General features: G+C 43.5%; 15 protein-coding genes, 8 tRNA genes and 5 rRNA genes. All 28 read right to left on the bottom strand.

Annotated elements, in window-relative coordinates; all coding sequences use genetic code 11:
* Positions 1-5 precede the first annotated feature (5 nt).
* A complete protein-coding gene (gene rlmB, locus NST91_RS00595) occupies positions 6-749 on the bottom strand; it encodes a 23S rRNA (guanosine(2251)-2'-O)-methyltransferase RlmB (protein ID WP_341329612.1) in 744 nt (247 codons plus the stop codon).
* Positions 750-766: 17 nt separating this feature from the next.
* Positions 767-1,174, bottom strand: a complete 408-nt coding sequence (locus NST91_RS00590) for a Mini-ribonuclease 3 (RefSeq protein ID WP_341329611.1) — start codon at positions 1,172-1,174, stop codon at positions 767-769.
* 3 nt (positions 1,175-1,177) lie between these two features.
* Complete coding sequence (gene cysS, locus NST91_RS00585; protein WP_341329610.1) at positions 1,178-2,575, bottom strand: cysteine--tRNA ligase; 1,398 nt, start codon at positions 2,573-2,575, stop codon at positions 1,178-1,180.
* Positions 2,556-3,224, bottom strand: coding sequence for a serine O-acetyltransferase EpsC (gene epsC / locus NST91_RS00580; protein ID WP_341329609.1), 669 nt, complete (start codon positions 3,222-3,224; stop codon positions 2,556-2,558). The genes cysS and epsC overlap by 20 nt, the downstream gene beginning before the upstream one ends.
* Before the next feature lie 189 nt (positions 3,225-3,413).
* Complete coding sequence (locus NST91_RS00575) at positions 3,414-3,641, bottom strand: hypothetical protein (protein WP_341329608.1); 228 nt, start codon at positions 3,639-3,641, stop codon at positions 3,414-3,416.
* 225 nt (positions 3,642-3,866) lie between these two features.
* Positions 3,867-5,324, bottom strand: coding sequence for a glutamate--tRNA ligase (gene gltX, locus NST91_RS00570; RefSeq protein ID WP_341329607.1), 1,458 nt, complete (start codon positions 5,322-5,324; stop codon positions 3,867-3,869).
* A gap of 68 nt (positions 5,325-5,392) precedes the next feature.
* On the bottom strand, positions 5,393-5,875 hold the full coding sequence (gene ispF, locus NST91_RS00565; protein WP_341329606.1) for a 2-C-methyl-D-erythritol 2,4-cyclodiphosphate synthase: 483 nt from the start codon (positions 5,873-5,875) through the stop codon (positions 5,393-5,395).
* 43 nt (positions 5,876-5,918) lie between these two features.
* Entirely contained in the window at positions 5,919-6,605 is a 687-nt protein-coding gene (gene ispD / locus NST91_RS00560; protein WP_341329605.1) for a 2-C-methyl-D-erythritol 4-phosphate cytidylyltransferase, read from the bottom strand.
* A gap of 34 nt (positions 6,606-6,639) precedes the next feature.
* On the bottom strand, positions 6,640-7,731 hold the full coding sequence (locus tag NST91_RS00555; protein ID WP_121448819.1) for a PIN domain-containing protein: 1,092 nt from the start codon (positions 7,729-7,731) through the stop codon (positions 6,640-6,642).
* A gap of 275 nt (positions 7,732-8,006) precedes the next feature.
* Positions 8,007-9,374 carry a DNA repair protein RadA gene (gene radA / locus NST91_RS00550; protein WP_341329604.1) on the bottom strand — a complete coding sequence of 456 codons (1,368 nt, stop codon included), beginning with the start codon at positions 9,372-9,374 and terminating at the stop codon, positions 8,007-8,009.
* Between the two features lie 203 nt (positions 9,375-9,577).
* Positions 9,578-12,031 (bottom strand): ATP-dependent protease ATP-binding subunit ClpC, encoded by a 2,454-nt coding sequence (gene clpC, locus NST91_RS00545; protein ID WP_341329603.1) that lies wholly within the window; start codon positions 12,029-12,031, stop codon positions 9,578-9,580.
* Complete coding sequence (gene mcsB, locus NST91_RS00540) at positions 12,028-13,125, bottom strand: protein-arginine kinase McsB (protein WP_341329602.1); 1,098 nt, start codon at positions 13,123-13,125, stop codon at positions 12,028-12,030. Before mcsB ends, clpC begins: the two co-directional genes overlap by 4 nt.
* Before the next feature lie 3 nt (positions 13,126-13,128).
* Positions 13,129-13,674 (bottom strand): protein-arginine kinase activator protein McsA, encoded by a 546-nt coding sequence (gene mcsA / locus NST91_RS00535; RefSeq protein WP_341329601.1) that lies wholly within the window; start codon positions 13,672-13,674, stop codon positions 13,129-13,131.
* Positions 13,675-13,852: 178 nt separating this feature from the next.
* Entirely contained in the window at positions 13,853-14,314 is a 462-nt protein-coding gene (locus NST91_RS00530; RefSeq protein ID WP_121448823.1) for a CtsR family transcriptional regulator, read from the bottom strand.
* Positions 14,315-14,493: 179 nt separating this feature from the next.
* Positions 14,494-15,195 carry an MgtC/SapB family protein gene (locus NST91_RS00525; RefSeq protein ID WP_341329600.1) on the bottom strand — a complete coding sequence of 234 codons (702 nt, stop codon included), beginning with the start codon at positions 15,193-15,195 and terminating at the stop codon, positions 14,494-14,496.
* Positions 15,196-16,173: 978 nt separating this feature from the next.
* A 5S ribosomal RNA gene (gene rrf, locus NST91_RS00520) occupies positions 16,174-16,289 on the bottom strand.
* 63 nt (positions 16,290-16,352) lie between these two features.
* A 23S ribosomal RNA gene (locus NST91_RS00515) occupies positions 16,353-19,284 on the bottom strand.
* Between the two features lie 356 nt (positions 19,285-19,640).
* Positions 19,641-21,192: ribosomal RNA gene (locus NST91_RS00510) — 16S ribosomal RNA — on the bottom strand.
* A 78-nt stretch (positions 21,193-21,270) separates the two neighbouring features.
* Positions 21,271-21,346 (bottom strand) — tRNA-Ala (locus NST91_RS00505).
* A gap of 11 nt (positions 21,347-21,357) precedes the next feature.
* Positions 21,358-21,434, bottom strand: a tRNA-Pro gene (locus NST91_RS00500).
* A 3-nt stretch (positions 21,435-21,437) separates the two neighbouring features.
* Positions 21,438-21,514: transfer RNA gene (locus NST91_RS00495), tRNA-Arg, on the bottom strand.
* A 14-nt stretch (positions 21,515-21,528) separates the two neighbouring features.
* Positions 21,529-21,617, bottom strand: a tRNA-Leu gene (locus tag NST91_RS00490).
* A gap of 11 nt (positions 21,618-21,628) precedes the next feature.
* Positions 21,629-21,703 (bottom strand) — tRNA-Gly (locus NST91_RS00485).
* Between the two features lie 4 nt (positions 21,704-21,707).
* Positions 21,708-21,788, bottom strand: a tRNA-Leu gene (locus NST91_RS00480).
* A 14-nt stretch (positions 21,789-21,802) separates the two neighbouring features.
* Positions 21,803-21,878: transfer RNA gene (locus tag NST91_RS00475), tRNA-Lys, on the bottom strand.
* Positions 21,879-21,908: 30 nt separating this feature from the next.
* Positions 21,909-21,984, bottom strand: a tRNA-Val gene (locus NST91_RS00470).
* 8 nt (positions 21,985-21,992) lie between these two features.
* Positions 21,993-22,108, bottom strand: a 5S ribosomal RNA gene (gene rrf, locus NST91_RS00465).
* A 105-nt stretch (positions 22,109-22,213) separates the two neighbouring features.
* A 23S ribosomal RNA gene (locus NST91_RS00460) occupies positions 22,214-25,145 on the bottom strand.
* Together the 16S, 23S and 5S rRNA genes with 8 tRNA genes alongside form the textbook arrangement of a ribosomal RNA operon.
* Between the last annotated feature and the right edge of the window lie 64 nt (positions 25,146-25,209).

Raw genomic sequence — 25,209 nt, 5'->3', positions numbered from 1 at the left:
TTAATTTACTCTCCCAACGGATTCCGCTTACGATAAACCTCATACATAAGTAGACTAGCAGCAACAGAAGCATTTAAAGAGGTTACTTTTCCCTGCATCGGTAAATGTAAAAGAAAATCACATTTTTCTTTTACAAGGCGTCCCATACCTCTGCCCTCACTGCCAATAACTAGGCCAATCGGCATTTTACCATCAACATTTCGATAATCTTCTTTTCCTTTCGCATCTGTACCAACAATCCATACCCCACGGTCCTTTAATTCATCAATCGTTCTTGCTAAGTTCGTTACTCGTGCAACTGGTATATATTCAATCGCCCCTGTTGAAGCCTTTGCAACGGTTGCTGTTAACCCTACTGCTCTTCTTTTGGGAATGATTACCCCATGCGCTCCAACTGCATCAGCTGTACGAAGGATTGAACCAAGGTTATGAGGGTCCTCTAGCTCATCTAACAAGATGATAAAAGGTGCTTCGTTTCGCTTTTCGGCTGCTGTTAAAATATCATCAACTTCTGCATACTCATACGCCGCTACTTGTGCGACAACTCCCTGGTGGTTGCCTTCAAACATCTGGTCAATCTTTTTTTTCGGAACAAATTGAACCAAAACGTTACCTTCTTTAGCAAGAGAAGTAATTTGGTTCATTTGCCCTCTGTTGGACCCCTCTGCAATCCAAATTTTATTGATGTCACGCTCAGATTTCAATGCTTCAATTACAGGATTTTTTCCAATAATATAATCACTAGCCATTTCTTTTTCCTCCTTTCTTAAGATTCGATAATTCGAAATGCCTCTTCAATAATCGAATGGATTCTGTCAGTATCATTTTGTAGAAAGAGAAAGCCGAGTAACGCTTCAAACGCGGTACTGTATCGGTATGTCTGGACATCTGTATTTTTAGGAACTGTTCCACTCTTTGCGTTGCGACCCCTTCTGATTACAGCTTTTTCTTCCTCTGAAAAAAACTCTTCATCAAGCATCTCATGGATTACGGCCGACTGTGCTTTAGCCGATACATAACGCTTCGCCTGATTATGAAGTTGATTGGGTCTGACACTCCCCTTTTGCAAGAGGTAATGCCGTACATACATTTCGTATACGGCATCCCCCATATAAGCTAGGGCAAGACTATTTAATTGATGGCTATCAATTTGGTTGTCTGATAAAAACTTCATTTATTATCCTCTTTTCCATCTTGTTCCTTGAGGAGTGTCTTCTAGAATAATATTCATTGCCTTTAATTGATCACGAATTTGATCGGATAAAGCAAAGTCGCGATCTTTTCGTGCTTGGTTTCGCTTTGCAATTAGTTCTTCGATTTCCTCATCAAGTAATTGTTCATCTTCTAATTTAAGACCTAGTGTATTAAATAATACCTCGAATTCTTGGATAAAGGCTTCGATTACCTTTTCTGCCGTGTTTTTTTCCTGCAAGTAATAATTAGCCTGTTTCGATAACTCAAACAATACAGATATTGCGTTTGCCGTATTAAAATCATCATCCATTGCTTCAATGAAATCATTGCGGAAAGCAGTGATTTTTTCTAGCCATGTATCATCATCATTTGTTAGATTCGTACTGCTTTGCAGACGATGCTTTAAGTTTGCGTAAGAAGTACGTAATCGTTCTAATGCATTTTTTGTGCTTTCTAGTAATTCAACACTATAGTTAATTGGGTGTCGATAATGGACAGACAGCATGAAAAAGCGTAATACCTGTGGGTCCACGTCTTTGATAATATCGTGAACCAATACAAAGTTTCCAAGAGACTTTGACATTTTTTCATTATCGATATTAATATAGCCGTTGTGCATCCAATAGTTTGCAAAGGTTTTTCCATTCACTGCCTCGGATTGTGCAATTTCATTTTCATGGTGTGGAAACGCTAAGTCTTGGCCACCTGCGTGAATATCAATTGTTTCACCTAAGTATCTTTTAGCCATTGCCGAGCACTCGATGTGCCAACCTGGGCGACCATTACCCCATGGACTTTCCCAATAAATCTCTCCAGGCTTCGCACTTTTCCATAAAACAAAGTCAAGGGCATCCTGCTTTTTATCCCCCACTTCAATTCTTGCACCCACGCGCAGTTCGTCAATGGATTGGTGAGAAAGCTTTCCATACTCCTTGAATTCCCTTGTACGATAGTAAACATCGCCTTCAGATTCATAGGCAAAACCTTTCTCGATGAGAGCTTGAATAAAATCAATAATAATATCCATATTCTCTGTAACCCTTGGATGAACATCCGCCTTTTTGCATCCTAATGCAGACACATCCTCAAAATAAGCACCGATAAAACGCTCCGCAATAGTTGGTACCTCTTCACCTAACTCATTTGCTGCTTTAATTAATTTATCATCAACGTCTGTAAAGTTGGATACATAATGAACATCGTAGCCTCTAAATTCAAAATAACGACGAACAGTATCAAATACAATGGCAGGACGTGCATTCCCAATATGGATATAATTATAAACAGTTGGACCGCACACATACATTTTTACCTTATTTTCTTCAAGTGGTTTAAACTCTTCCTTCTTCCGAGTTAGCGTATTATAAAGATGAATGGACATTATCCGTTGCTCCTTCCTTATGTTGGATTACCTCTTTTAGGCTTTCTATTTCTTTTTCTAGTTCTCTGATTTTATCTAAAACCGGATCTGGTAAATCACGGTGATTTAAATCCTTGCTATTTCTAACTTTGATACCATCCTGGATTACAACCCTACCAGGGATCCCGACAACAGTGGAATTCGGAGGAACATCTTGCAGAACAACTGAACCCGCTCCTACTTTTGAATTCTCTCCAATTGTAATCGATCCTAATACTTTGGCTCCTGTTGCGATCAGTGCATTGTCCTTAATCGTTGGATGCCGCTTTCCTTTTTCTTTCCCTGTTCCACCTAGGGTTACACCCTGAAACACTGTCACATTATCCCCAATTTCACAGGTCTCACCAATCACCACGCCCATCCCATGGTCAATGAAAAATCGGCGGCCAATTTTTGCACCAGGGTGAATTTCAATTCCTGTGAAAAAACGACTTATTTGCGAAACAGTTCTAGCTAAGAAAAACAACTTACGTTTATAAAGAAAATGTGCGACTCGGTGTGACCAAATTGCATGCAATCCGGAATAAGTCAGCATCACTTCAAAATGGGTTCTTGCAGCTGGGTCCTGTTCAAACACAACTTCGATATCCTCTTTCATTCGCTTAAACACAATCAACCCTCCTTATAAGAAAAGCGTAAGCGCCTTGCTCAGCCCCAACAGCACAAGACAAGCGCTGACAGAAGGTGCTCTTTGCCTTCAGAAGCGATTGGATTGTGACCTCGAGGGGCTAGGCGCTGAAGCTAGACAATACTTTTTCACCAAAATAAAAAGCGCCCCTGTGTAAAAACACAGAGACGCTTAATCGCGCGGTTCCACTCTGTTTAGGTAATCAATGGTGTCTATTACCTCAACTTCATCTCGTAACGGTGAGACTCCGCTTTTATCTACTACAGGAAGTTCAAAAAAGTCCGGTGAAAATGACACATCGAATTTCTTCGTTGGCTTGTTTTTCCGTTGCTCACGTATTAAACCCATACGCTCCGCTACCCAAAACTGCGCCGCCTTGAACTTCTTGGTCCTTTTCATCCTCCTTTTTGAACCACTATTATAAAAATGGTTCGATAAAAGACTCAAAGGTGCATTTCAATAAGCGTTTCCCATAAACCACTTTCAGCCGGTGATGGTTCTCTCTGTTCATATTTGCCCGAAACGTGCAAATACTTTAATGTCAATCACTTATTTACTCTCCTTATCAACACTTTTAGATTATATAATTGATTACCTATACTATATTACATTTTCAACAAGATGTTAACTAATTAAACTAATTAGGCGTGAAATTATTTTTTCTTTTCCTAGTAAATGAATTGCTTGTGGCAGATCAGGTCCATGAAGTTGACCTGTTGCAGCCGCACGAATTGGCATGAAAAGATTCTTACCTTTTTGTCCAGTTCCTTTTTGAACAGCTTTAATTGCCGCCTTAATTTCAGCAGCACCAAATGTTTCAAGACCTTCAACCTCTTGTAAAAACGCCTTTAAAACTTCAGGAACTGTTTCACCCGCAAGAACTTCCTTAGCATCCTCTTCAATCGTTAACTCATCTCTAAAGAAAAGCTCTGTTAATTCAACGATCTCGGCGCCGTAGCTCATTTTTTCTTGATGAAGTGCAATTAAATCTTGTGCCCATTGCTTGTCAACGTCACTTAATGGCTCATTCAATCTACCAGCTTTAATTAAGTGTGGCAATGATAGTTCCACTAAGCGATCTAGATCTATGTTTTTCATATATTGGTTGTTCATCCAAGTAAGCTTTTGTGTATCGAATACAGCAGGTGATTTTGAAAGACGTGCAGGATCAAAAATCTCAATAAATTCCTCTTTTGTATGAAGCTCTTCTTCTCCAATCGGTGACCACCCTAATAGAGTGATGAAGTTAAATAAAGCTTCAGGAAGATATCCGAGTTCTTCATACTGTTCAATAAATTGAATAATCGACTCATCACGCTTACTAAGCTTTTTACGGCTTTCATTTACAATCAATGTCATATGCCCAAAGGTTGGGATATTCCAATTAAATGCCTCATATACCACCATTTGCTTCGGTGTATTTGAAATATGGTCTTCTCCACGTAACACATGTGAAATTTCCATTAAGTGATCATCAATAACTACGGCAAAATTATAAGTAGGTGTTCCATCCTTTTTGACGATTACATAATCGCCCATGCCTTCAGATTCGAAAGAAATCTCACCTTTAACCATATCATGAAACGTGAATACCTTTCCTTCAGGAATGATGATACGAATACTTGGTTGTCTTCCTTCATTTTCTAAAGCTTGTTGCTGATCCTTGGTTAAGTGACGACATTTTCCCGAATAATGAGGTGTCTCGCCACGTTCTATTTGTTCTTCACGCTCTTTTTCAATTTCTTCTTCCGTACAATAGCATTTATAAGCGAGTCCTTTATCTAATAACTCTGTATAATATTTTTCATAAATCTCATTTCGCTCTGATTGACGGTATGGTCCATACTCACCACCAACATCGGGTCCTTCGTCCCAATCAACGCCAAGCCACTTTAAATATTTCAGCTGACTCTCTTCTCCGCCTTCAATATTTCGCTTCTTATCTGTATCTTCAATACGGATAATAAATTTTCCATTTTGATTTCTAGCATAGAGATAATTAAATAAAGCCGTTCTTGCATTTCCAATATGTAAATGTCCTGTTGGACTTGGTGCATATCGCACTCGTACGTTATTTGACATTTATGTACCCTCCGTTACGACCTATGTATCATAGATATTTTAACACCACTTTTTTTACTGTCAAAGAATTAGTTATCTTCCTTTACCAATAGCACTGTAGCTTGTGCTGCAATTCCTTCACCACGGCCCGCGAATCCTAATTTCTCGGTTGTTGTGGCTTTTACATTCACCTGAGAAGGGTCTGCTTCTAACAATTCGGCAATTCGCCCTTTGATTTGTTCAATATACGGTGCCATTTTAGGTTTTTGAGCAATAATGGTACAATCGATATTTCCAAGCTTATAACCTTTTTTCCTCACCAGCTCCCACACATGCTGTTGAAGTTTTGCAGAATCAGCATCCTTAAAGTTCGGGTCTGTATCAGGAAAGTGCTTGCCTATGTCCCCTTCACCTATCGCACCAAGACAGGCATCAGATACCGTGTGTAACAATACATCTGCATCAGAATGGCCTAATAATCCCTTTTCATATGGGATTGTAATTCCACCTATAATTAACGGGCGTCCTTCAACCAATTGGTGAACATCAAAGCCCTGCCCAATACGAAACATGGGTTCTCCCCCTTTTTATTAAGTTGTTTACTCCAGGAATAATTTAGCTTTTCCAGTTTTGTAAAATCGCTTCAGCAAAAATTAAATCATCTGGAGTCGTAAGTTTAATATTTAAATAATCGCCTCTAACAATATAAACCTGTTTCGGAATTCTTTCAACGAGACTCGCTTCATCTGTACCGAGAAAGTCTTCTTTTCTAGCTAATTCATGTGCCTCTTGTAAGATAGAAACATGAAAAGCTTGTGGGGTTTGGATTGCCCACAAGCTAGAACGTTCAACTGTCTCTTCCACATATAAATCACTAGAGGCGCGTTTGATTGTATCCTTTACGGGAACTGCTAGGACCGCCGCTCCCTTTTCCACTGCCACACTTACTAACTCATGAACATGCTCATGTTTCAGAAAAGGTCTGGCCCCATCATGAACCAACACAATATCAGTATTTTTTGCTGCTAGTAAGCCATTATAGACACTATATTGTCGTTCACTGCCACCCTGGGTTAAAGAAACAACCTTTTGAATTCTATATGTTTGAAGCAATTCTTCAAAGGTTAGTTGTTCATCCTTGTTGATCACTAAGATGATTCCTGAACACATTGGATCCTGTTCAAAAACTCTTAATGTATGAATAATTACTGGTATTGATTGCAATTCGATGAATTGTTTATTCTTTCCCGCATTCATTCTCTTTCCTTGACCTGCAGCAGGAATTATAACCTGATAATTCACCACGTAGCGCCCCTATCGATGTTTAAGTATTCAATTATAAAGCTTTTTCAAGCAACTTTGGTTTTGCGAAAATCATTCGACCCGCTGATGTTTGTAAAACACTCGTTACAAGTACATCAATGCGTTTTCCGATATAATCGCGACCTTCTTCAACGACAATCATTGTGCCGTCATCTAAGTAAGCAACACCCTGATTATGTTCTTTTCCATCCTTAATGACCTGCACACTCAATTCTTCACCCGGTAACACAACTGGTTTCACAGCATTTGCTAAGTCATTAATGTTCAAAACTGCCACATTCTGAAGCTCACAAACCTTGTTAAGGTTAAAGTCATTTGTCACGACTACACCCATCGTTAATTTCGCAAGTTTCACTAACTTACTATCAACCTCTTGTATATCGTCAAAGTCACCTTCATAAATATCTACCTTAATTGATAGTTCTTTTTGAATTCGGTTTAAAATATCCAAACCTCTTCTCCCACGGTTTCGCTTTAACACGTCTGAAGAATCCGCAATATGCTGAAGTTCCTCTAAAACAAATCGTGGAATGACGATGGTTCCTTCAAGAAATCCCGTTTGGCAAATATCTGCAATACGTCCATCAATGATTACGCTTGTATCCAAAATTTTAAGTTTTTTGGCCTGTTGGTTAACTTCCTCGTCCTCTAAGCCCTTTTTCTTCCCAGCACGGTTAATAGAGAATAAGTTCACAAGCTCATCCCGCTTTTTGAAACCAACCTGGAATCCTAAGTATCCCAAAAGCAGGGTTATGAAAATAGGAAGCACTGCATTTACAACTGAAAATGTAATACGGTCCAATGGAATCACAATTAAAAACGCAACAATTAACCCCGAAATTAAACCTAGGCTTCCAAATAACACATCTGTAACAGGAGCTTTGATCAATGACTCTTCAAGCCATTTAATTAGACCTACGATATAATCTACTAACCAAAAAGTAATAATAAATAATATAATAGCACCTAAAATCGCAAGCGTATATGAGTTATTTAAGTATGGAATATTGTCGATATTTAACAGCTTAAGTAAATCAGGTAGATATACTATCCCAAGCATACCTCCGACGATTAGAAAAAATAGCTGCACAATACGTTTTAACATTCCTTCACCTCCTCCTATTCATTATAATCACTTTATAATAATTGAAACCTACAATAAATAGCTTTTTTCAAAATGTAAACAGAATGACATAGACGTGTAAACGATACCTATATATTATTTTTATATCCTTCTAAAATTATTACTGATCCTATAAAAAAATATTTAGCATAAGCTGCACATCAGGAAAGTGGTATGTCCATTTGTTCACACTTACTATACGTAAAAAGAAGCAAAGATGTTTCATTTTCACTCGATTTTTTATAGCACAATTTAAACTATCCTAGTGTATGTTGAATAGCCTGCCTAATATCACTTACGCCGATAACTTCAATGCCCTTTGGAATGGTCCATCCACCAAGATTACGTTCAGGAAGGATTACTCGCTTGAAACCAAGCTTTGCTGCTTCCTGGACCCGCTGCTCAATACGAGAAACTCTTCTTACCTCACCGGTTAGTCCAACCTCTCCTATAATAACGTCCGCCGGATTTGTAGCTTGATCTCTGAAACTTGAAGCAATACTTAAAGCAACAGCTAAGTCAATTGCTGGTTCATCTAATTTCACTCCACCCGCAACCTTCAAATAAGCATCTTGGTTTTGTAAAAGAAAACCAGCTCTTTTTTCTAATACTGCCATTAATAACGAAACCCGGTTATGGTCAATCCCAGTTGCCATTCGTCGTGGATTTCCAAAGCTAGTTGGTGAAATCAAAGCCTGAATTTCAACGAGAACGGGTCGTGTCCCTTCCATTGATGCAACAACCGTTGATCCTGCGGATCCTGCAGAACGCTCTTCCAGAAAAATTTCAGATGGATTTGCCACCTCTTCAAGGCCTGTTTCTTTCATCTCAAATATACCCATTTCATTGGTTGAACCAAAACGGTTTTTAACTGCACGTAAAATACGGTATGTATGATGACGTTCCCCTTCAAAGTAAAGAACAGTATCCACCATATGCTCCAACAAACGTGGGCCTGCAATATTTCCCTCTTTCGTAACATGACCAACGATAAAAATAGCAATCCCATTTGTTTTTGCTATTCGCATTAACTCTGCTGTACATTCACGTACCTGTGACACACTACCAGGAGCAGAGGCAATATCAGAGTGATAAATCGTCTGAATGGAGTCAATGACTACAAAAGAAGGTTTAAGCTCAGAAATTGTCTGGGAAATAAATTCGAGGTCCGTTTCCGCTAAGACATACAATTGATCAGAGGAAACACCTAGGCGATCAGATCGTAGCTTAGTTTGCTTGACCGATTCTTCTCCGGAAATATATAAAACCTTGTCTTGTTTGGCTAATTGAGAGGATACTTGTAGCAGTAATGTAGACTTTCCTATACCTGGGTCTCCCCCAATTAGGACAAGTGAACCCCTGACGATCCCGCCACCAAGTACGCGATTAAATTCTTTATTTTCTGTATACATTCTTGGTTCATTTTCTGACTCGATTGAAGTGATTGGTGAAGGCTTTCGCTGAACTGTGGGACTTGAATGAGTAAAAGCACCTTTTCTAGCTGGCTTATGCAAAGTTTCCTCGACTAATGAATTCCATGAACCACATCCGGGACATTTTCCCATCCATTTTGGTGTTTCATAGCCACAGGATTGACAGGTGAATTTCGTTTTTGTTTTTGCCATCGTCATTAATCCTTTCTTTATTAGAAGCACAAGGCGCCTCTAACCGGCGACAAGCAAAAGATAAGCGCTGAAAGAAGGACTTTTTTTCCTTTAGAAGCGATTAGCTTGTATCCTTGAGCCGTTGGTGCCTAGAGCTAAGCATTATTTAGAAAAAAGAGGTATACACAAACTAGATAATGTATACCTCTTTTACAAATTACATGTTATTTCACTGTTTCTTTAGTTTCTTCGACTTCTTTCGTTTGAATCACAAATTCTCCGTTATTGAAGTCCATTACAATTTTCTTTCCTTTTTCTATTTTACCGCGTAATAACTCTTCAGACAAACGGTCTTCAATTTGTTTTTGAATAGCACGACGTAATGGGCGTGCCCCATAATCAGGGTCATAACCTTCTTCAGCAATTCGGTCTTTTGCCGCTTCTGTTAACTCAAGCTCAAAGTCTTGCTCTTTTAGACGTTTCGTTAACTGATCTGACATGAGTGTTACAATTTCCTTCAGATGCTTCTTCTCTAGTGAATGGAAGACGATGATTTCGTCAATACGGTTAAGGAATTCTGGGCGGAACGCTTTCTTCAATTCCTCCATTACCTTATCCTTCATGTTTTTATAATCTTGTTTTTCACTTTCAAGGGCAAAGCCAACATATTTGTTACGCTTTAATGTGCTAGCTCCGACGTTTGAAGTCATAATTAAAATCGTATTTCTAAAATCAACGGTGCGCCCCTTTGAATCAGTCAAACGTCCATCCTCAAGCACTTGAAGTAAAATATTGAATACATCTGGATGTGCCTTTTCAATTTCATCCAGTAATATGACAGAGTATGGCTTTCTACGCACTTTTTCAGTTAATTGGCCGCCCTCTTCATAGCCGACATACCCTGGAGGTGAACCCACTAGTCTAGATGTGGAATGCTTCTCCATGTACTCAGACATATCTACACGAATCATCGCATCTTCATCACCGAAAATAGATTCAGCTAGAGCACGAGCCAGTTCTGTCTTACCTACACCCGTTGGACCAAGGAAAATAAATGAACCCGTTGGGCGCTTCGGATCTTTTAATCCTGCACGTGAACGTCTAACTGCCTTGGAAACAGCTTTAACCGCCTCTTCCTGACCGATTACTCGTGAGTGAAGGATTTCTTCCATATTTAATAATTTATCCGCTTCAGTTTGTGCTAGTCTAGATACAGGGACACCGGTCCAGCTTGATACGACCATTGCGATATCATCTACAGTAACCTCAGAGTTCTCTTGCCCCTGCTTTTCCTTCCAGTTTTTCTTCGTTTCTTCTAACTGTTCACGTAGACGTTGCTCGGAATCACGTAATGATGCAGCTTTTTCAAACTCTTGACTTTGAACCGCCGCATCCTTTTCCTTGCGAACCTCTTCAAGCTTTTGTTCAAGCTCCTTTAAATTTGGTGGTGCAGTATAGGAACGAAGACGAACTTTTGAACCAGCTTCATCAATCAAATCAATTGCTTTATCTGGTAGAAAACGGTCTGAAATATAGCGATCTGACAGTTTAACAGCCTGAATGATAGACTCATCTGAGATTGATACTCTATGATGCGCTTCATAACGGTCGCGTAATCCTTTTAAAATTAAAATAGATTCTTCGACAGTTGGTTCATCCACTTGAATTGGTTGGAAGCGTCGCTCTAGCGCGGCATCCTTTTCGATATACTTTCGGTATTCGTCTAATGTGGTAGCACCAATACATTGAAGTTCACCGCGAGCAAGTGATGGTTTTAGGATATTTGACGCGTCAATTGCTCCTTCTGCTCCACCTGCTCCGATTAGGGTATGAAGTTCATCTATAAATAGAATGATATTACCAGCTTGGCGTATTTCATCCATTACCTTTTTTAAGCGGTCTTCAAATTCCCCACGGTATTTTGTACCCGCAACCACGGTACCCATATCAAGGGTCATTACTCGCTTATCACGAAGCGTTTCTGGTACCTCATTATTGATAATTTGCTGGGCTAAACCTTCTGCAATTGCCGTTTTACCAACACCAGGCTCCCCGATTAGAACTGGGTTGTTTTTCGTACGACGGCTTAGTACCTCAATCACACGTTGAATTTCTTTACTACGGCCAATAACTGGATCTAGGCTGCCTTCTCTTGCAATCGCAGTTAAATCACGGGCTAAACTATCTAGGGTAGGTGTATTGGCATTTGTAGAACCTCCACCATGATGCCCCGATGATGACTCATTGCTTCCCAATAACTGTAGAACCTGCTGACGAGCTTTATTTAAGCTCACTCCTAAATTGTTTAATACCCGTGCAGCGACGCCTTCCCCTTCACGAATTAATCCCAGTAGAATATGCTCTGTACCTACATAAGAGTGACCAAGCTTCCGAGCCTCATCCATTGATAACTCGATTACCTTTTTCGCACGCGGAGTATAATGAATTGTCTGTGATCCCTCTTGACCACGGCCAATTAAAGCCTCGACCTCTTTTTGAATTTTTTCGGGACCTAATCCTAGTGCAAGTAAGGCCTTAGCAGCGATTCCTTCGCCTTCTCGAATAAGACCTAATAATACATGTTCAGTTCCAATATTGTTATGCCCTAATCGCACAGCTTCCTCTTGAGCTAAAGCCAATACCTTCTGTGCACGCTCAGTAAATCTGCCAAACATCATAACCCATCACCCTCCATGTCGGTAGTCTTATTATTTTCTAGCTTCAATCTTTCTCGAATGATAGACGCTCTTTTAACGTCTCTTTCATTTGGCCTTAATGCCCCACCAGCATATGATTGTAGGAATCCAGGTTGTGTTAAAACCATGAGTTCATTAAGGATACTTCTTGATATATCTTTTATATAGCCAAGATCTATACCTAATCGGACATCTGATAAACATTTAGCTGCTTCCTTCGATTCAATGATCCGACTATTAGCTAAAACCCCATAGGAACGGAATACTCGGTCCTCCAACTGAATATTAGAGGTTTTTACCAAAGCTTCTCGTGCAGAACGTTCTTGCGCAATCAACTGAGCAACAACACTCTCTAAATCTTCAACAATATCTTCTTCCGTCTTTCCAAGCGTAATTTGGTTTGAAATTTGAAAAATATTTCCTAACGCCTCACTGCCTTCACCATATATTCCTCTTACAACAAGGCCAAGTTGATTGATTGCCGGGATAATTCTACTCATTTGATGAGTTAAGATAAGTGCTGGCAGATGCATCATCACAGATGCACGTATCCCAGTCCCTACATTCGTCGGGCAGCTGGTTAAATAACCTCTTGTTTCATCAAACGCGTAATCGACATGCTCTTCAATCCAATCATCCAGGTTGTTTGCAACCCGTAAAGCTTCCGATAATTGTAACCCTGGGAATAAACATTGTATTCGAATATGGTCTTCTTCATTAATCATAATGCTAATTTCTTCATTTTCAGATAAAAGACAAGCTCCATACGTAGAGTCCTCAGCTAAATGTGGACTAATCAAATGTTTTTCAACAAGTACCCTCTTTTCAATTGGTTGGAGCTCCATCATTTTTAATAATTCCATTTCTCCAATTGAAGGAAAACTCTTCCCTGAAAAGCCCTTTTGGAAGACTTCCACAATTTGTTGAGCTTCTTCATTTGAATACACCGTTGAAAAGGGGACATTTTTCAAATTTCGAGCAAGCCTGATCCTTGAACTTAAGACAATATCCGAATCCGGCCCTTCTTGACTCATCCAAGAGCTTAAGGCTTGATTGATAAAATGTTCAAGTGACATTGATTATACCTCCCCCTCTTTGTAACCACCTAGCTTTTTCTCTAAAGCCCTTACGTGGTCACGAACTTCTGCAGCCTTTTCAAATTCCTCTAGGGAAATATACTCCTGCATCTTATGCTTTAATTGTTCAATCTCTTTCCGGATATGGAAGGAGCCTCCGATTCGTTTTGGTATTTTCCCTGTATGATGTGTATTACCACTATGCAGACGTTTTAAGATTGGGGTAAGTTGTTTTTCAAAGGTTGGATAGCAATGCGAGCAGCCAAACCGACCTACCTTTGCAAATTGTTGAAAAGTCATTTTACAGTTACTACATTGTAAAATCTCATTTTGTTGAAAAGCATTTTGCTTTGAACCTGCAAGTGGTTCAAATTGTAGAAGTCCTGCTAATAAGTTATCTATTGAAAAGCCAGATGTGCCTGGAAACATAAACATCTCACTTTTTTCTTGAGCACAATGTTCACATATATGAACCTCTGTCTTTTCACCGTTAATAATCTTTGTAAAATGTAATGTGGCAGGACGTTGATTGCATTCTTGGCATATCATGGTAAGCACCTTCCTACTTAATCAAATGCGCCTTGGCGTATTTGTGCCCGATTTTTTTAGGCCCACATGAAGTGGGTCACAAAGACGTTGCCACAGGATGTGGCGTTCTTAGTCTTTAATCCTATGCTCGAAAAATTACCTTTAAGAAATCGTGGCATTCGCCGGTGGCTTTAACTTATTATCTATACATGAGGGATGTTAGCATTGCCTTTAGCATGCGTGCTCTCAACTCATCCCGATGAGGAAGCTCAATAAACAAGACGGAACGATCAATTACACTTAGCATGATCTTCGCCTCTCTTTTCGAGATTACTTCCTCCTCAATTAAACGCAAAATGACATCTTCTGCACTCGTTTGAGAAATCCGTTTGTCTATAAGGCGAACGAGTTGATTAATCAACTGAGAATCATTATTCGTTTTTACCTTCATAATACGAATATAACCCCCACCACCTCGTTTACTTTCAACTAAATAGCCTCTCTCTAAAGTAAATCGTGTATTTATTACATAGTTAATTTGAGATGGGACACATTCAAATTTATCGGCAATCTCACTTCTTTTTATTTCAACAATAGCTCGATCACTTGTATCAAGAACACTTTTAAGATATTGTTCGATGATATCAGATATATTCCTCATTATGACCACACCTCACCTTGACTTTGACTATATTTGACTATAACTATAATATAAAATGACCGCACTAATTTTTCAACTGTTTCGCTTTTCAAATCGAACGTCAAAATTATTTAGGCAATCATTTTCAAGGCATTTACTATCCTATACTTTCCAAATTTAGTACCCCTCTAAACACCAAATCAGAAAATTTTTTGCACCATTTCTTGTTTTGACAATTCTTCATACAATCGCAAACGTTCGTTTTTACTTCCGACCTCAACATCAATCGTGTACTGGCAATTATTATTAATTTTATCCTTCGAGTACTTAATGTTAAAATCCCTTACCCGGTAACCATTATCTTTAAATAGTTGTAAGATTGCAGAAAATGATGAAATATCTTCATTGATAATGATATGAACAACTTTTCTTTTTCTGGATTTAAAGAAGAATTCCTCAAATCGATTAAGGAAAATTAGACTCAGTAAAACAACGATTGTTGTTAATATGGCAGGAGCATACATGCCTAATCCGATAATTAACCCAAGACCGGCAACCACCCAAATGGAGGCAGCAGTTGTTAACCCCCGAACCGTTGCATCCCTTACAAGAATAGTACCGGCACCCAAAAATCCAATACCACTTATCACATAGGAAGGAATCCGGGCTGGATCAAAACGTACGTTTGTACTCATTTCTAAATAAGGCTGGAACCCGTAAATTGACATTAACATCATTAAACAGGAGCCGACCCCAACTAGCAAATGGGTACGAAACCCAGCAGGGTGCTTATGTACCTCTCTTTCCAAGCCGACTAACCCGCATAATAACGCGGCTAAAAAAATCCGTATCGACATCGTTAAAAATTCTTCTGTTTGGAACGATGCAATAAAATCAATCATGTTACATCCTCCCTTTTTATGTATATGCAAAAACCTTTTATTAGGTATAGGTATTCGATAGGCAACCTAAATCCCCTTTTTTAAACAAGAAAAAATTTAGTGTTTTATAATTATACGATTCATCAATTAAATTATGATTTCTTAGGACCCATTTTTTTAGAATAGTAATTAATACTTATAACTATGACATTTTTATCATAAACAAACTGATATAAATTATTGATATTCATTAGTATGTAAAATTTAACATGGTTTATGGGGGGTAAGATTGAAAACGGGCGGTTATGGGGATTCTGTGAGATATATTGGTATAGTATGTTTAAAGTAAATCAAAAGAGGCTCATCCGTACTGTTGGTGTATCGTTTATATGCTGATTGCGATATACCATTTATCGTTTTGCGACCTGGTGATGTATCGTTTAGGCCGTTTGCGGTATAACAATTATCGTTTCTCAATATGGCGATATACCGAATAAGCCATTTGCGGTATAGCACTTATCGTTTTGCGATATGGCAATATACCGATTAAGCCATTTTCGTTATACTATTTGTTGTTTCTCGATATGTTGATATACCGTTTAGGCCGTTTGCGATATACCATTAATGTACCGGTTTCTTTACTATTTTTCTATGCACAAAAAAAGACCAACCATAACGGTTGATCTCTTAATTGCCTAGCGACGTCCTACTCTCACAGGGACAAAGTCCCAACTACCATCGGCGCATGAGCTTAACTTCCGTGTTCGGTGGTCGGCTTCCGATGAGCGGCAGATTTCTGCGTCAGCTGCGCTCACTCCAATCCTCATGTACATAGTACATTCCGGTTGTCGTTCCCTTGCTTCCTTGAACTCTTTGCTCCTCGAAATCCGACTTATTCTAATTGATAGCCTTATTTCCGTAAAAACTTCTTTTACACCACAAAACCTCTCGGTTTTGAAAAATAAAAAAAGACCAACCATAACGGTTGATCTTTTAATTGCCTAGCGACGTCCTACTCTCACAGGGGCAATGCCCCAACTACCATCGGCGCTGAAGAGCTTAACTTCCGTGTTCGGTATGGGAACGGGTGTGACCTCTTCGCTATCGCCACTAGACTATGTTGAAGGATTCATTCCTTCAAAACTAGATAACGTACGTGCATTCATCTTCAAAGTATTTTGGTTAAGTCCTCGATCGATTAGTATCAGTCAGCTGCACATGTCACCATGCTTCCACCTCTGACCTATCAACCTCGTCATCTTCGAGGGATCTTACTAGTTTAACACTATGGGAAATCTCATCTTGAGGGGGGCTTCATGCTTAGATGCTTTCAGCACTTATCCCTTCCACACATAGCTACCCAGCTATGCCCTTGGCAGAACAACTGGTACACCAGCGGTGTGTCCATCCCGGTCCTCTCGTACTAAGGACAGCTCCTCTCAAATTTCCTACGCCCACGACGGATAGGGACCGAACTGTCTCACGACGTTCTGAACCCAGCTCGCGTACCGCTTTAATGGGCGAACAGCCCAACCCTTGGGACCGACTACAGCCCCAGGATGCGATGAGCCGACATCGAGGTGCCAAACCTCCCCGTCGATGTGGACTCTTGGGGGAGATAAGCCTGTTATCCCCGGGGTAGCTTTTATCCGTTGAGCGATGGCCCTTCCATGCGGAACCACCGGATCACTAAGCCCGACTTTCGTCCCTGCTCGACTTGTAGGTCTCGCAGTCAAGCTCCCTTGTGCCTTTACACTCTACGAATGATTTCCAACCATTCTGAGGGAACCTTTGGGCGCCTCCGTTACTTTTTAGGAGGCGACCGCCCCAGTCAAACTGCCCACCTGACACTGTCTCCAAGGCCGATAAGGCCTTCGGGTTAGAATTTCAATACAGCCAGGGTAGTATCCCACCGATGCCTCCACCGAAGCTGGCGCTCCGGCTTCCAAGGCTCCTACCTATCCTGTACAAGCTGTACCAAAATTCAATATCAGGCTGCAGTAAAGCTCCACGGGGTCTTTCCGTCCTGTCGCGGGTAACCTGCATCTTCACAGGTACTATAATTTCACCGAGTCTCTCGTTGAGACAGTGCCCAGATCGTTACACCTTTCGTGCGGGTCAGAACTTACCTGACAAGGAATTTCGCTACCTTAGGACCGTTATAGTTACGGCCGCCGTTTACTGGGGCTTCGATTCAGAGCTTCGCTTGCGCTAACCCCTCCTCTTAACCTTCCAGCACCGGGCAGGTGTCAGCCCCTATACTTCGCCTTGCGGCTTCGCAGAGACCTGTGTTTTTGCTAAACAGTCGCCTGGGCCTATTCACTGCGGCTCTTCAGGGCTATGCACCCTAAAAAGCACCCCTTCTCCCGAAGTTACGGGGTCATTTTGCCGAGTTCCTTAACGAGAGTTCTCTCGATCACCTTAGGATTCTCTCCTCGCCTACCTGTGTCGGTTTGCGGTACGGGCACCATTTACCTCGCTAGAAGCTTTTCTTGGCAGTGTGGAATCAGGAACTTCGGTACTATATTTCCCTCGCCATCACAGCTCAACCTTACGGTAAGCGGATTTGCCTACTTACCAGTCTAACTGCTTGGACGCACATATCCAACAGTGCGCTTACCCTATCCTCCTGCGTCCCTCCATCGCTCAAACGGTAAAGAGGTGGTACAGGAATATCAACCTGTTGTCCATCGCCTACGCTTTTCAGCCTCGGCTTAGGTCCCGACTAACCCTGAGCGGACGAGCCTTCCTCAGGAAACCTTAGGCATTCGGTGGATGGGATTCTCACCCATCTTTCGCTACTCATACCGGCATTCTCACTTCTAAGCGCTCCACCAGTCCTCACGGTCTGACTTCACGGCACTTAGAACGCTCTCCTACCATTGTTCGTAAGAACAATCCACAGCTTCGGTGATACGTTTAGCCCCGGTACATTTTCGGCGCAGAGTCACTCGACCAGTGAGCTATTACGCACTCTTTAAATGGTGGCTGCTTCTAAGCCAACATCCTGGTTGTCTAAGCAACTCCACATCCTTTTCCACTTAACGTATACTTTGGGACCTTAGCTGGTGGTCTGGGCTGTTTCCCTCTTGACTACGGATCTTATCACTCGCAGTCTGACTCCCGAGAATCAAGTCTTTGGCATTCGGAGTTTGACTGAATTCGGTAACCCGATGAGGGCCCCTAGTCCAATCAGTGCTCTACCTCCAAGACTCTATACTCGAGGCTAGCCCTAAAGCTATTTCGGAGAGAACCAGCTATCTCCAAGTTCGATTGGAATTTCTCCGCTACCCACACCTCATCCCCGCACTTTTCAACGTGCGTGGGTTCGGGCCTCCATTCAGTGTTACCTGAACTTCACCCTGGACATGGGTAGATCACCTGGTTTCGGGTCTACGACCACGTACTATTTCGCCCTATTCAGACTCGCTTTCGCTGCGGCTCCGTCTCTTCAACTTAACCTTGCACGGGATCGTAACTCGCCGGTTCATTCTACAAAAGGCACGCCATCACACATAAATGTGCTTTGACTACTTGTAGGCACACGGTTTCAGGTTCTATTTCACTCCCCTCCCGGGGTGCTTTTCACCTTTCCCTCACGGTACTGGTTCACTATCGGTCACTAGGGAGTATTTAGCCTTGGGAGATGGTCCTCCCAGCTTCCGACGGGATTTCTCGTGTCCCGCCGTACTCAGGATCCACTCAAGAGAGAACGAAGTTTCGACTACAGGGTTGTTACCTTCTCTGACGGACCTTTCCAGGTCGCTTCGTCTACTTCGCTCTTTTGTAACTCCGTATAGAGTGTCCTACAACCCCAAGAGGCAAGCCTCTTGGTTTGGGCTATCTTCCGTTTCGCTCGCCGCTACTCAGGAAATCGCGTTTGCTTTCTCTTCCTCCGGGTACTAAGATGTTTCAGTTCCCCGGGTCTACCTTCTCTTACCCTATGTATTCAGGTAAGGATACTGCCCCATTACGAGCAGTGGGTTTCCCCATTCGGAAATCTTCGGATCAATGCTTACTTACAGCTCCCCGAAGCATATCGGTGTTAGTACCGTCCTTCATCGGCTCCTAGTGCCAAGGCATCCACCGTGCGCCCTTCATAACTTAACCTATTTCGGCCTCGATAAGCTGCGAATTTCTTCGTTGACTCGCTTCCTCCGCTGCTTGAAAACTCATCGCCTTGAACTTCTCGCTTCTCATGCGCCTAAAGTTATAAGAACTTTTACTACTTCAATGAATGTTTTGTTACGTTATCTAGTTTTCAAGGAACGAAGCTACCGACTTCAATCACATCGTGATTAAACATCAGTGAGTAATCTTCATGCAGCTTTGCGCTGAGGAATCAATCATCTTCGATTAACCTAGCAGACGCAAGTGCAATATTGAAAGCACAAAAAAGCACTCTCAAAACTGACCACAATACAAAACGTCTTTTTATGAAGTTCGTAGAACTTCAGTTTCCTTAGAAAGGAGGTGATCCAGCCGCACCTTCCGATACGGCTACCTTGTTACGACTTCACCCCAATCATCTGTCCCACCTTAGGCGGCTGGCTCCTTGCGGTTACCCCACCGACTTCGGGTGTTACAAACTCTCGTGGTGTGACGGGCGGTGTGTACAAGGCCCGGGAACGTATTCACCGCGGCATGCTGATCCGCGATTACTAGCGATTCCGGCTTCATGCAGGCGAGTTGCAGCCTGCAATCCGAACTGAGAATGGTTTTATGGGATTGGCTTAACCTCGCGGTTTCGCTGCCCTTTGTACCATCCATTGTAGCACGTGTGTAGCCCAGGTCATAAGGGGCATGATGATTTGACGTCATCCCCACCTTCCTCCGGTTTGTCACCGGCAGTCACCTTAGAGTGCCCAACTGAATGCTGGCAACTAAGATCAAGGGTTGCGCTCGTTGCGGGACTTAACCCAACATCTCACGACACGAGCTGACGACAACCATGCACCACCTGTCACTTATGTCCCCGAAGGGAAAGCTCTATCTCTAGAGATGGCATAAGGATGTCAAGACCTGGTAAGGTTCTTCGCGTTGCTTCGAATTAAACCACATGCTCCACCGCTTGTGCGGGCCCCCGTCAATTCCTTTGAGTTTCAGTCTTGCGACCGTACTCCCCAGGCGGAGTGCTTAATGCGTTTGCTGCAGCACTAAAGGGCGGAAACCCTCTAACACTTAGCACTCATCGTTTACGGCGTGGACTACCAGGGTATCTAATCCTGTTCGCTCCCCACGCTTTCGCGCCTCAGCGTCAGTTACAGACCAGAGAGCCGCCTTCGCCACTGGTGTTCCTCCACATCTCTACGCATTTCACCGCTACACGTGGAATTCCGCTCTCCTCTTCTGCACTCAAGTCCCCCAGTTTCCAATGACCCTCCACGGTTGAGCCGTGGGCTTTCACATCAGACTTAAAGGACCGCCTGCGCGCGCTTTACGCCCAATAATTCCGGATAACGCTTGCCACCTACGTATTACCGCGGCTGCTGGCACGTAGTTAGCCGTGGCTTTCTGGTTAGGTACCGTCAAGGTACCGCCCTATTCGAACGGTACTTGTTCTTCCCTAACAACAGAGCTTTACGATCCGAAGACCTTCTTCGCTCACGCGGCGTTGCTCCGTCAGACTTTCGTCCATTGCGGAAGATTCCCTACTGCTGCCTCCCGTAGGAGTCTGGGCCGTGTCTCAGTCCCAGTGTGGCCGATCACCCTCTCAGGTCGGCTACGCATCGTCGCCTTGGTGAGCCATTACCTCACCAACTAGCTAATGCGCCGCGGGCCCATCTATAAGTGATAGCTAAAAGCCATCTTTCAATATGAGACCATGTGGTCTCATATGTTATCCGGTATTAGCTCCGGTTTCCCGAAGTTATCCCAGTCTTATAGGCAGGTTGCCCACGTGTTACTCACCCGTCCGCCGCTAACTTTTGGGAGCAAGCTCCCAAAAGTTCGCTCGACTTGCATGTATTAGGCACGCCGCCAGCGTTCATCCTGAGCCAGGATCAAACTCTCCAATAAGAGTATTGATTGCTCAATAGTTTGTTACTTTAGAATTAAACGTTGACGCTTGTATTGTGTTCAGTTTTCAAAGAACTTTGGTGGAGCCTAGCGGGATCGAACCGCTGACCTCCTGCGTGCAAAGCAGGCGCTCTCCCAGCTGAGCTAAGGCCCCGTGATTTATAATGGTCGGGAAGACAGGATTCGAACCTGCGACCCCTTGGTCCCAAACCAAGTGCTCTACCAAGCTGAGCTACTTCCCGTTATGGCGCGCCCGAAAGGAGTCGAACCCATAGCCTTCTGATCCGTAGTCAGACGCTCTATCCAATTGAGCTACGGGCGCATAATTTATTAAAGTGGTGCCGAGGACCGGAATCGAACCGGTACGGTAGTCACCTACCGCAGGATTTTAAGTCCTGTGCGTCTGCCAGTTCCGCCACCCCGGCAAGTAATGCCATGGAGCGGAAGACGGGATTCGAACCCGCGACCCCCACCTTGGCAAGGTGGTGTTCTACCACTGAACTACTTCCGCATAATGCGGGTGAAGGGACTCGAACCCCCACGTCAAAGACACTAGATCCTAAGTCTAGCGCGTCTGCCAATTCCGCCACACCCGCATATTTAATTTAAATGGTGAGCCATGAAGGACTCGAACCTTCGACCCTCTGATTAAAAGTCAGATGCTCTACCAACTGAGCTAATGGCTCGTACATAATAAAATTTGTACAATTTGAAAATGGTGGAGGATGACGGGATCGAACCGCCGACCCCCTGCTTGTAAGGCAGGTGCTCTCCCAGCTGAGCTAATCCTCCAATTTCTAGCCTAGCGACGTCCTACTCTCACAGGGGCAATGCCCCAACTACCATCGGCGCTGAGAAGCTTAACTTCCGTGTTCGGCATGGGAACGGGTGTGACCTTCTCGCCATCGTCACTAGACTATTAAAAGAACATTTCCTATTATAATCTCTTTTCGAGATAAATCAAGAGGAAATTCATTCCTTCAAAACTAGATAACGTACTTACATTCATCTTCGAAGTATTTTGGTTAAGTCCTCGATCGATTAGTATCAGTCAGCTGCACATGTCACCATGCTTCCACCTCTGACCTATCAACCTCGTCATCTTCGAGGGATCTTACTAGTTTAACACTATGGGAAATCTCATCTTGAGGGGGGCTTCATGCTTAGATGCTTTCAGCACTTATCCCTTCCACACATAGCTACCCAGCTATGCCCTTGGCAGAACAACTGGTACACCAGCGGTGTGTCCATCCCGGTCCTCTCGTACTAAGGACAGCTCCTCTCAAATTTCCTACGCCCACGACGGATAGGGACCGAACTGTCTCACGACGTTCTGAACCCAGCTCGCGTACCGCTTTAATGGGCGAACAGCCCAACCCTTGGGACCGACTACAGCCCCAGGATGCGATGAGCCGACATCGAGGTGCCAAACCTCCCCGTCGATGTGGACTCTTGGGGGAGATAAGCCTGTTATCCCCGGGGTAGCTTTTATCCGTTGAGCGATGGCCCTTCCATGCGGAACCACCGGATCACTAAGCCCGACTTTCGTCCCTGCTCGACTTGTAGGTCTCGCAGTCAAGCTCCCTTGTGCCTTTACACTCTACGAATGATTTCCAACCATTCTGAGGGAACCTTTGGGCGCCTCCGTTACTTTTTAGGAGGCGACCGCCCCAGTCAAACTGCCCACCTGACACTGTCTCCAAGGCCGATAAGGCCTTCGGGTTAGAATTTCAATACAGCCAGGGTAGTATCCCACCGATGCCTCCACCGAAGCTGGCGCTCCGGCTTCCAAGGCTCCTACCTATCCTGTACAAGCTGTACCAAAATTCAATATCAGGCTGCAGTAAAGCTCCACGGGGTCTTTCCGTCCTGTCGCGGGTAACCTGCATCTTCACAGGTACTATAATTTCACCGAGTCTCTCGTTGAGACAGTGCCCAGATCGTTACACCTTTCGTGCGGGTCAGAACTTACCTGACAAGGAATTTCGCTACCTTAGGACCGTTATAGTTACGGCCGCCGTTTACTGGGGCTTCGATTCAGAGCTTCGCTTGCGCTAACCCCTCCTCTTAACCTTCCAGCACCGGGCAGGTGTCAGCCCCTATACTTCGCCTTGCGGCTTCGCAGAGACCTGTGTTTTTGCTAAACAGTCGCCTGGGCCTATTCACTGCGGCTCTTCAGGGCTATGCACCCTAAAAAGCACCCCTTCTCCCGAAGTTACGGGGTCATTTTGCCGAGTTCCTTAACGAGAGTTCTCTCGATCACCTTAGGATTCTCTCCTCGCCTACCTGTGTCGGTTTGCGGTACGGGCACCATTTACCTCGCTAGAAGCTTTTCTTGGCAGTGTGGAATCAGGAACTTCGGTACTATATTTCCCTCGCCATCACAGCTCAACCTTACGGTAAGCGGATTTGCCTACTTACCAGTCTAACTGCTTGGACGCACATATCCAACAGTGCGCTTACCCTATCCTCCTGCGTCCCTCCATCGCTCAAACGGTAAAGAGGTGGTACAGGAATATCAACCTGTTGTCCATCGCCTACGCTTTTCAGCCTCGGCTTAGGTCCCGACTAACCCTGAGCGGACGAGCCTTCCTCAGGAAACCTTAGGCATTCGGTGGATGGGATTCTCACCCATCTTTCGCTACTCATACCGGCATTCTCACTTCTAAGCGCTCCACCAGTCCTCACGGTCTGACTTCACGGCACTTAGAACGCTCTCCTACCATTGTTCGTAAGAACAATCCACAGCTTCGGTGATACGTTTAGCCCCGGTACATTTTCGGCGCAGAGTCACTCGACCAGTGAGCTATTACGCACTCTTTAAATGGTGGCTGCTTCTAAGCCAACATCCTGGTTGTCTAAGCAACTCCACATCCTTTTCCACTTAACGTATACTTTGGGACCTTAGCTGGTGGTCTGGGCTGTTTCCCTCTTGACTACGGATCTTATCACTCGCAGTCTGACTCCCGAGAATCAAGTCTTTGGCATTCGGAGTTTGACTGAATTCGGTAACCCGATGAGGGCCCCTAGTCCAATCAGTGCTCTACCTCCAAGACTCTATACTCGAGGCTAGCCCTAAAGCTATTTCGGAGAGAACCAGCTATCTCCAAGTTCGATTGGAATTTCTCCGCTACCCACACCTCATCCCCGCACTTTTCAACGTGCGTGGGTTCGGGCCTCCATTCAGTGTTACCTGAACTTCACCCTGGACATGGGTAGATCACCTGGTTTCGGGTCTACGACCACGTACTATTTCGCCCTATTCAGACTCGCTTTCGCTGCGGCTCCGTCTCTTCAACTTAACCTTGCACGGGATCGTAACTCGCCGGTTCATTCTACAAAAGGCACGCCATCACACATAAATGTGCTTTGACTACTTGTAGGCACACGGTTTCAGGTTCTATTTCACTCCCCTCCCGGGGTGCTTTTCACCTTTCCCTCACGGTACTGGTTCACTATCGGTCACTAGGGAGTATTTAGCCTTGGGAGATGGTCCTCCCAGCTTCCGACGGGATTTCTCGTGTCCCGCCGTACTCAGGATCCACTCAAGAGAGAACGAAGTTTCGACTACAGGGTTGTTACCTTCTCTGACGGACCTTTCCAGGTCACTTCGTCTACTTCGCTCTTTTGTAACTCCGTATAGAGTGTCCTACAACCCCAAGAGGCAAGCCTCTTGGTTTGGGCTATCTTCCGTTTCGCTCGCCGCTACTCAGGAAATCGCGTTTGCTTTCTCTTCCTCCGGGTACTAAGATGTTTCAGTTCCCCGGGTCTACCTTCTCTTACCCTATGTATTCAGGTAAGGATACTGCCCCATTACGAGCAGTGGGTTTCCCCATTCGGAAATCTTCGGATCAATGCTTACTTACAGCTCCCCGAAGCATATCGGTGTTAGTACCGTCCTTCATCGGCTCCTAGTGCCAAGGCATCCACCGTGCGCCCTTCATAACTTAACCTATTCGGCTTCGATAAGCTGCGAATTTCTTCGTTGACTCGCTTTCTCTGCTGCTCATGCACCCT

Origin of the sequence: Ferdinandcohnia sp. FSL W7-1320, from assembly GCF_038050315.1 — a bacterium.
Classification (GTDB): domain Bacteria; phylum Bacillota; class Bacilli; order Bacillales; family Bacillaceae_L; genus Ferdinandcohnia; species Ferdinandcohnia aciditolerans.
The sequence above is the reverse complement of the archived record's forward strand: the minus strand, read 5'-3'. Positions and strand labels throughout refer to the sequence as shown.

Bases quoted from the DNA above. Each gene is read 5' to 3' on its own strand.
- radA (WP_341329604.1), bottom strand. From the start codon at position 9,374: ATGGCAAAAACAAAAACGAAATTCACCTGTCAATCCTGTGGCTATGAA.
- NST91_RS00530 (WP_121448823.1), bottom strand. From the start codon at position 14,314: ATGAGGAATATATCTGATATCATCGAACAATATCTTAAAAGTGTTCTT.
- NST91_RS00555 (WP_121448819.1), bottom strand. From the start codon at position 7,731: ATGTTAAAACGTATTGTGCAGCTATTTTTTCTAATCGTCGGAGGTATG.
- gltX (WP_341329607.1), bottom strand. From the start codon at position 5,324: ATGTCAAATAACGTACGAGTGCGATATGCACCAAGTCCAACAGGACAT.
- NST91_RS00525 (WP_341329600.1), bottom strand. From the start codon at position 15,195: ATGATTGATTTTATTGCATCGTTCCAAACAGAAGAATTTTTAACGATG.
- NST91_RS00575 (WP_341329608.1), bottom strand. From the start codon at position 3,641: ATGAAAAGGACCAAGAAGTTCAAGGCGGCGCAGTTTTGGGTAGCGGAG.
- clpC (WP_341329603.1), bottom strand. From the start codon at position 12,031: ATGATGTTTGGCAGATTTACTGAGCGTGCACAGAAGGTATTGGCTTTA.
- NST91_RS00590 (WP_341329611.1), bottom strand. From the start codon at position 1,174: ATGAAGTTTTTATCAGACAACCAAATTGATAGCCATCAATTAAATAGT.
- mcsA (WP_341329601.1), bottom strand. From the start codon at position 13,674: ATGATATGCCAAGAATGCAATCAACGTCCTGCCACATTACATTTTACA.
- rlmB (WP_341329612.1), bottom strand. From the start codon at position 749: ATGGCTAGTGATTATATTATTGGAAAAAATCCTGTAATTGAAGCATTG.
- ispF (WP_341329606.1), bottom strand. From the start codon at position 5,875: ATGTTTCGTATTGGGCAGGGCTTTGATGTTCACCAATTGGTTGAAGGA.
- cysS (WP_341329610.1), bottom strand. From the start codon at position 2,575: ATGTCCATTCATCTTTATAATACGCTAACTCGGAAGAAGGAAGAGTTT.
- mcsB (WP_341329602.1), bottom strand. From the start codon at position 13,125: ATGTCACTTGAACATTTTATCAATCAAGCCTTAAGCTCTTGGATGAGT.